General features: G+C 43.6%; 2 protein-coding genes. Both read right to left on the reverse strand.

Going from position 1 to position 811, the window contains the following annotated elements; genetic code table 11:
• The coding region (locus ABN217_RS19160; protein WP_349459840.1) for a malate:quinone oxidoreductase at positions 1-451 on the reverse strand (451 nt) is incomplete at its 3' end.
• Between the two features lie 9 nt (positions 452-460).
• On the reverse strand, positions 461-811 hold a 351-nt coding region (locus tag ABN217_RS19165), incomplete at its 5' end, for a cupin domain-containing protein (RefSeq protein WP_349459842.1).

The raw sequence follows: 811 nt of genomic DNA on the forward strand, positions 1-811 counted from the left end.
CATCACTGAATTCCATATTGTGGTAACAGTGGTGAGCAGACATCTGCTGGTAGCGTTGCTTTAAGAATTTTACGTTGTCTTCGTCCCAAACAAAGCTCATATGTGGGCATGGATGAATAAAGTCACGTGGATCTTTAATTTTACCTTTGGTGACGAGATAAGACCAAAGCTGGCGAGAGAGGTCAAATTCAGTATTGACTTCAAGTGCTTTACTGATATCTACCGTACCATCTGGATTCGGTGGCGTGTAATTCATTTCACAGTTAGCGGCGTGGCCTGTACCTGCGTTGTTCCATGGATGAGAACTTTCTTGTGCGCAATCATTGAGTCTTTCAAATACGGCGATGTTGAGTGATGGCTCGAGCTCTTTTAAAAAAGTTCCCAATGTTGCACTCATGATACCGGCACCAATTAGCCCGATATCGACTTGTTCAGAAATAGGCTTACTCATTAAAAACTCCTACTGCTTAGTGGGCTTAAAACACAGTTCAGTGCCTTCTTGATACACAACATAAGCACGGCGCCATGGGTCATCACCGATTAAACGCCATTTGTGGCCAGTGCCTGTATTATCTTGTGCTAATAAAACATCACCGGGTTTGATGATAAATGTTGAACCATCTTTGGTTTCAAATTCTAGCGTACCCGTCAGCGTCAGCACATAACGTGGAACAGGATCTTTGTGCCAATCCCATGATCCGGCTGATGTGGTTTCGCGAAATGAAAGTTCACTCACTGCAATCGCGGGTGTTTCATTGTCACCTCTTGCTTCACCACTTAATTCTATCGTGCCTTCTTCAAAAAGAGAGTT

It is taken from the genome of Proteus sp. fly-1067, from assembly GCF_040139345.1.
In the GTDB taxonomy this organism is placed as follows: domain Bacteria; phylum Pseudomonadota; class Gammaproteobacteria; order Enterobacterales; family Enterobacteriaceae; genus Proteus; species Proteus vulgaris_B.